General features: G+C 34.2%; 5 protein-coding genes. 1 reads left to right on the forward strand and 4 read right to left on the reverse strand.

Annotation, left to right across the window (positions count from 1 at the left end; translation table 11 throughout):
• Positions 1–158: 158 nt before the first annotated feature.
• Positions 159–1,652 carry a beta-porphyranase gene (locus tag KQA_RS0207435; protein WP_010179655.1) on the reverse strand — a complete coding sequence of 498 codons (1,494 nt, stop codon included), beginning with the start codon at positions 1,650–1,652 and terminating at the stop codon, positions 159–161.
• Positions 1,653–1,807: 155 nt separating this feature from the next.
• On the reverse strand, positions 1,808–4,483 hold the full coding sequence (locus KQA_RS0207440; protein WP_010179657.1) for an AsmA-like C-terminal region-containing protein: 2,676 nt from the start codon (positions 4,481–4,483) through the stop codon (positions 1,808–1,810).
• A 158-nt stretch (positions 4,484–4,641) separates the two neighbouring features.
• Between KQA_RS0207440 and folK the strand changes: the two genes are divergently transcribed.
• The gene (gene folK, locus KQA_RS0207445; RefSeq protein WP_010179659.1) at positions 4,642–5,157 is read left to right on the forward strand and encodes a 2-amino-4-hydroxy-6-hydroxymethyldihydropteridine diphosphokinase; all 516 of its coding nucleotides are present in this window, start codon (positions 4,642–4,644) and stop codon (positions 5,155–5,157) included.
• On the opposite strand, the gene KQA_RS0207450 is transcribed toward folK, so the two are convergent.
• Together KQA_RS0207450 and KQA_RS0207455 are read right to left on the reverse strand one after the other, a co-directional pair.
• Positions 5,150–6,130, reverse strand: coding sequence for an alpha/beta hydrolase (locus KQA_RS0207450; protein ID WP_232285867.1), 981 nt, complete (start codon positions 6,128–6,130; stop codon positions 5,150–5,152). The genes folK and KQA_RS0207450 overlap by 8 nt on opposite strands.
• 44 nt (positions 6,131–6,174) lie before the next feature.
• Complete coding sequence (locus tag KQA_RS0207455) at positions 6,175–6,711, reverse strand: RNA methyltransferase (protein WP_010179663.1); 537 nt, start codon at positions 6,709–6,711, stop codon at positions 6,175–6,177.
• Positions 6,712–6,795: the final 84 nt, after the last annotated feature.

Here is a 6,795-nt window from a genome sequence, read left to right on the forward strand (position 1 = left end):
AATTACACCTTGTATGTCTCTTAAAACCTTAAAACATTTCACGATCTATTGTTAAATATTTCCTATTAAAGATATAAAGCATTAAAAACACAAAACAAACAATCTATTGACTAACAAATAAATACCTGTAATTAAAATGATCCAGCTATTCCAAAAAATTAATCTTTAACAATTTTCAATGTTTGACCAGGTTTTGTTACTAAAAAATAAATCCCAGCTGATAAACCATCATCTAAATCTAATGCGATCGAATTATCCGAAGTTTTCTCTACACTAAAACCTACAGCCGCTCCCGTTTGATCAAAAAGCTGAACATCCACATTAGAAGTCCCTTCAAGAACTACCATATCTTGCACAGGATTAACAGCTATTTTTAATGAATTCGTTTGCTGTCCAATTATTTTTTGACCACTTTCCGTTTTCCAATCAAAGGTTTCCCAACCTAAATCGGCATTGCCTTTAGCTCTTATTATTGCATTAGCTTCGTTCCATGAAGCTTGTAACCATTTCCCAGAATGCACACTCTTCAATGCTACTTTTCCATTCCCTTTTGATTTCCATTCAAAACGTTCCCAGTCCCCTTTAAAAGTTCCTTGATTTCTTACTGGAGCATTAGCATCTTTATTGGGAACTTGCACATATTTATTGTTTGAAAGCGCCTTTAAAACCACACCTCCTTTAGGGTGGCTCTCCACTCTAAACTTTTCCCAACCTCTAACAGATCCGGCTCTAGCTAGTAATTGACTTCCATTTCTCTCTCCGGTAACAAACTTTCGATCTCCTCCTGTTTTTCGTAATGAAATCACTTTATTTATAGGTACACCCGAACCTGCATTTCCGCCATTATTAGGTGGTGGTGGATTTCCCTGAATATTCCCCGTTTTTCTCCATGTACGCACGTAGTCCACTAACATATCGCGTTTGGAACCATCATTTACTTGGCTTTGAGTTGGCGGAGACATCCAATTATAAGTCTCGGAATTAATAATCATCCATAAAGGTTGGATGGTACTATTGGTGGTCACTTGTTTTTTAAATACCCCGTCCAAATAAAAACGTAGGGTACTTTCATTTACAATCCATACTCCATAGGTATGAAAGCCTTTATCTATATCTGCTCCGCTTACACTAAACTTGTTAGGTTGCGGTTGATCATTTGTAAAATTAGGTTGTGGATTATGCACATTGGTATTCATTGTCCTAGGGGCTTGTGTACCAAAAGCTTCTTGTACATCTATTTCATCTTCTCGGTTTTGATTGTCTCTCGAATTATGAGCAAACCAGAAATTAGATCCCATATTTAAACTATTTGCTTTATAGGAACATTCCGAATACATGCCTACAGCCATGTCTCGATTTTTACTCCTAATAGCACCCGATCGCATATAATCTTTGTTACCACCCACCCAGGTAGCCCTAATTACTAAACGCCCATTGTTCACAAAAGCATTGGCTCCTTTTCCAAAAATGGCTGGAGATCTGCCTCGCCACCAAGGGTGACCAAATTCCCATTTACCTTGATTTAGTGAATTCCCTGAAAATTCGTCCGAAAGTGAATTTACTTTAGTCCAATTAGCTGGGTTCTCACCAGCTGGTTGTGCCCATATGCCCAAGCAAAACATAAGAGACACAACTGAAAGAAAAAATTTCATAAAATTGATTTTTAATTAGTTGTATTTAGCAAGTTACCAAAAACTAGGTATACCTAATTACTAAAAAAACAATAACCTTAAATCAAATCGATGAATCTGTTAATAATATAGATAAAATAGTACAAAAACCTCAATAAAACCTTTGTTTACCGATACTATTTCTTCTTAAACAAGCCATTTAACAAGTTTCCTGCAGCTTTTTTAACTTTATCCTCAGTATTTTTATTAGCATTTTCATTGGAAGAATTATCCGACTTATTAGCTTCCTTACTTCCACCTAATAACCCACCCAAAACATCTTTAGCCTTTCCTTTTACTTGCTTAGATAGTTGTTTCGAAACTTCTTCCTTTACTTTAGCTGTTGCCTTTTGCTTTAATTGCTGCTTTTGATTGGCTACTACTTGTTTGGTTAAATTAGAAATAGCCCCTTTCATATCCAAACCAACTTTGGGGCTTGTAAAAGTACCTCCCAATGAAATAGGTACCGGAACTTTCATATTATCCTGATCCGCAGCCGACAATTTAGACAACAAACCACTTGCTGAACTCCCTAAATATTTTGCTGGTAAATCCATGGTTAAATTATAATTCATTCCGGCATCAAAACTATGCGCACCAGCAGCTGTCACTTTGATATCATCCGTCAAATTAAAATCAAAAGGCTTTACCTTTACTTTTCCATCTTCAAAATCAAAATTAGCCGTTAAGTCTTTAATATTCAACTTATCCATATTAATAAAATCGGTACGCTGATTTAATTGACTCAATAATTTATTGTTTTCAGGATTTACTTTTGCGTTTAAAATATTAGCTAAAGCCTTACCTTTTAATGAAGATAATACTGGTGAAAAATCATCTTTCAACTTTCCATTTAAATTTACTTTAGACGAAAACACTCCATTTAAAGCAGAAGCAATGGGCGTCATTTTTTTCAACATCTCTAAACTTTGGAATGACTTGGCAAAGCTCAGCTTTTTCATATCCAAATCCATATTAAAAGTAGGCTCCTTTTCTGCGGTGGATACATAACCAGACAAACCTATACTACCTCCAAAAATATCCGTATTGATATCTTTTAAAATCGCCTTTTGGTCCTTTATAGCCAATAAACCCGAGGTGTTTTTTAATTCTAAATTGTCATAATATACTGTAGCCGCTTTAAAGCGTGAAGTAATATCCAAAAACGAAGGAATAGCACCTTGCGCAGTGGTCGTCTCAGTTGTTTCCGATTCCGTTGCTTCCTTTTCATCAGTTGCTTCAGCTTCGGCAACCATAAAATCACTTACCTTAAAGGTAGTTGCATCCAAATTAAAGTCTCCTTTAAGTACTTTATCGGAAAACACAAATGGAATTACATTTTCCAATGTCCCCGTAGCACTCAAATCCGAATCTCCCGTGGTCATACTAAATTGCGCTAACTTTACTATTTCGGGCTGAAAATCAACTTTAGCTGATGTAATTTTAACCGGGTGCGGCATTTCTGCAGAAGCAAACAAAAAGTCGGTTAAGGTGACCGTACCATTACTTTTAATTTGTTCATATTTTTCCTTTTCTAAAGAAGCCATATCAAAACTTGTCGCTACATCTGCATTGATAATTCCTGCTAAATCGGTCTCTAATTTTACAGGATAAGCCTGGTTTAGATTTGCTAAATTAACTACTCCCTTAGCTTTTAAATTTACCTTTAAATTTTCGGAAACATTACTCAATTTACCATTAGCCGAAAATTGATCTTGGTCAATCTTCATTTTAAAACTATGAATATCAACATGAGTATCTTTCGATATACCTGTATCATTTTTCACATCGGCAATTAGTGTAATATTATCAATTCCCTTTGGTAAGTCTGGATATTTAAAATTCGCATTTTCTGTACGTAATGAAATGTCTATTTTAGGAATCAAATCATCGGTACTTTCTCCTTTAATTGTTCCATGCAAATCAAATTTACCATTAGCTTTTACGCCTTTTATATCTTTTTTATAGGCACTTGGTATGGAGGCTAACAAATCCTTAAAAGCAGCCTTTTTTGAATTAAAGGAAATATCGACCAAGGTGGATTTTTCTAACGACTGAACAAACCCATTAAACTCCAATGGAATTTGATTAATTAGCGCTTCATTTTCCTTAAAGGTATATTTATTTTGATTTTGATCCACCCCTATTAAGGCTTTTAAATGAATAGGCATGGCTTTGGTATATGTCATACCTCCCATGGCAAATGACATCTCCATTTCGGTAGCGGTATCTAAATCCGAAATTAACTCAGACACATCCCCTTTCCCTGTATGTGTTAAATGTGCAATATCCACATAGGTTTTGGTTGTTTCGTCCATATAAATAATATGACTATCATTTATTTCGTAATCCAAATTCAATTTAAAACCAGAAGCGCTATCGTTGGTATCTTCTTCTGCAACTTCTTCTTTTGGAATAGTAATATCATAATTTGCTTTCCCTGCTTTGTTTACTAAGACTTTTACCTTAGCTTGATCAATAGCAATCTTATCAATACTCACGCCTTTATCCAATCCGGTTAGCAATTGAATAATAGATATTTTTCCAACAATAGACTTTGCATATACTAAAGTGTCATTTTCAAATGGCGCGTTAGTTATAATTTCAAAATTTTCCAATTTCAATTGCGCACTTGGAAAACTTTTAATTAAACTCAAATCAATGTCCGAATAATCAATTTTTGCATTGACTTGGTTTGCTGTAAAGTTCCGCACCAATGTATCAATATTCTTTTCCAAGAAAAAAGGAATGGCTATTAATGCCGCTATAATTAAAAAAAGTAATCCTCCCAGTATTTTAAAAACTATTCTCATCCTAAACTATTCATTGAAATATAACTAATAGACTCAAAAATCTGATCACTATGTCGAAAATATCTATCTATCACTACATTCATTAATAAACGTTAAATTTACAATGTATTACAGTAACATAACTCATTTAAATGTTATTGTTCCTTAAATTTTAGTTATTGAAAACAAAAAAACCGATAATCGAACTTATTATTTCACTAGGAAGTAATATAGCACCGCGTTTTGAGCATTTACAAGAAGCAGTGGTATTAATCAAAAAAAAAATCGGTACTGTTCACGCATCATCATTTATATATGAAACACCTGCTTGGGGATTTATAAGCACACCTTTTTTAAATGCTTGTATTACTATTAAAACTTCATTAAACACAAAAAATGCTTTAATTGTGCTACAAGAAATTGAAAAAGACTTAGGTCGTAAACCTAAAATAGGACCTGCTTATGAAGCACGTCCTATTGATTTAGATATTCTATTTTCTTCAGAAGGTATCTTTAATTATGAATCGCTCACTGTTCCTCATCCCTTATTACATGAACGCAAATTTGTTTTAATTCCTTTACTTGATATTGCTCCAAATTACGCACATCCTTTGCTGCACAAAACAACGCAACAATTACTAAAAACCTGTCATGATTCCTCGGAAATAACCCCCACTAAACACCAACTTACTTAGCCGTATTTTGTGCTAAAAATTGCTGTAAATCTTTTCTACAAGCAGCGCAAGGCCATAAAATATCATGCCCTTTATTTGGAATCGCATTAAGTCTATGGGTTAAGCCTAATTTTTCTGCTTTAGCATGAATAAATTTAGAGCCTTCGAGACCATTTCCTTTTCCATCAATGGGTACAAGCTTATCGGCCTCACCATGTAAACTATATAAAATGGAAGTATTTGTATCCAATAATTCCGAATTCACAATAGCTCCCGATACATTAATTACCCCTTTTACTGTAGAAGCATATCCAGGATTTCCACTACTGCCTTCAATTCCATTATGTGTAGTTACATAAGGAGCTAAAAAAGGCACATAAGTGGTTACTTTATCAATAGTATTTAAGTAAGCCGTGTGTAAAGCCGTAATGGCTCCAGCAGAATAACCACCTATAAAAATCTGATCTGTATCGATTTTAAATTCATTCGTAGTTGCGGCATCTTTTCTAAAATAACGGATAGCTGCTCTCATATCTTCAACCGCATTTAATATACCGATGGATGTAGATTGCATATTCGAAGGCACATCCAATAATCGATAACTAATTGAAGCCACCACATAACCGGATTTTGTTAAGGTTTGTAAAAACCCCGATGGTTTAATAACATCTCTAGCTCCTTTTGTAAAACCTCCGCCATGTGCAAAAATAAATAAAGGACGTTTGGCTAGCGTATCACCTTTGGGCTGATACAAATCAAGCTTAAGCTCCATTTTTTTTCCACCTTGAGTGATATTTTCACCATAAGTGTAAGTTTTAATGCTAATATCCTCAAAAACCTCATTATAATAGCGTGCCGATTTATGAGGAGGAGTCTCTACAACTCCTTCTTTATGCTCTACTATTGATGGCTTTACTCCTAAACTACTCGAAGCTTTACAACTAAAAAAACTAATAACTAAAAAACCTATAATTCCTTTTAAAAACATATGCATTTGTATTCTAAATTTAATCTTGAAATTATTTCAATTTTGGAAAATTAGCTCAACTTACAAAATAGATCCCAAAGTACCACACCACAGCTTACCGAAATGTTCAACGAATGTTTTGTTCCATATTGAGGAATTTCAATCACTTTATCACTAGCAGTTACTACCGATTGTTGTACACCTTTTACTTCATTCCCAAAAACAACAGCGTATTTTTTTTCCTTTTTAGGAAGAAATTCATTTAAAAAAACCGCATCTTCGGCTTGCTCAATAGCTAAAATCTCAACAGCCTCTTCTTTTAATTTTTCTATTAACAACAGCGTATCTTCAACATACTCCCAAGCAACTGTTTCCGTAGCTCCCAAAGCTGTTTTTTGAATATCCTTATGTGGTGGAGTAGCTGTAATACCACACAAATAAATTTTTTCAATTAAAAAGGCATCGGCCGACCTAAAAACGGAACCTATATTATTCAAGCTTCTGATATTATCTAATATCACAATTAGTGGTGTTTTTTCGGCCTCTTTAAATTGGCTTATATTCAATCGCTCTAATTCGCTATTTTTTAATTTTCTGTTTTGCTGCAAAATGGGTTAAGGGTTAAGGGTTCAAAGACTAAAGACTAAAGACTAAAGACTAAAGACTAAAGACTAAAGACTAAAGACTAAAGA

Origin of the sequence: Aquimarina agarilytica ZC1 (assembly GCF_000255455.1) — a bacterium.
GTDB lineage: Bacteria > Bacteroidota > Bacteroidia > Flavobacteriales > Flavobacteriaceae > Aquimarina > Aquimarina agarilytica.

What these genes read in the sequence shown, in the direction of transcription:
- KQA_RS0207450 (WP_232285867.1), bottom strand. Translation starts at nt 6,130, where the DNA reads ATGCATATGTTTTTAAAAGGAATTATAGGTTTTTTAGTTATTAGTTTT.
- KQA_RS0207435 (WP_010179655.1), bottom strand. Translation starts at nt 1,652, where the DNA reads ATGAAATTTTTTCTTTCAGTTGTGTCTCTTATGTTTTGCTTGGGCATA.
- KQA_RS0207440 (WP_010179657.1), bottom strand. Translation starts at nt 4,483, where the DNA reads ATGAGAATAGTTTTTAAAATACTGGGAGGATTACTTTTTTTAATTATA.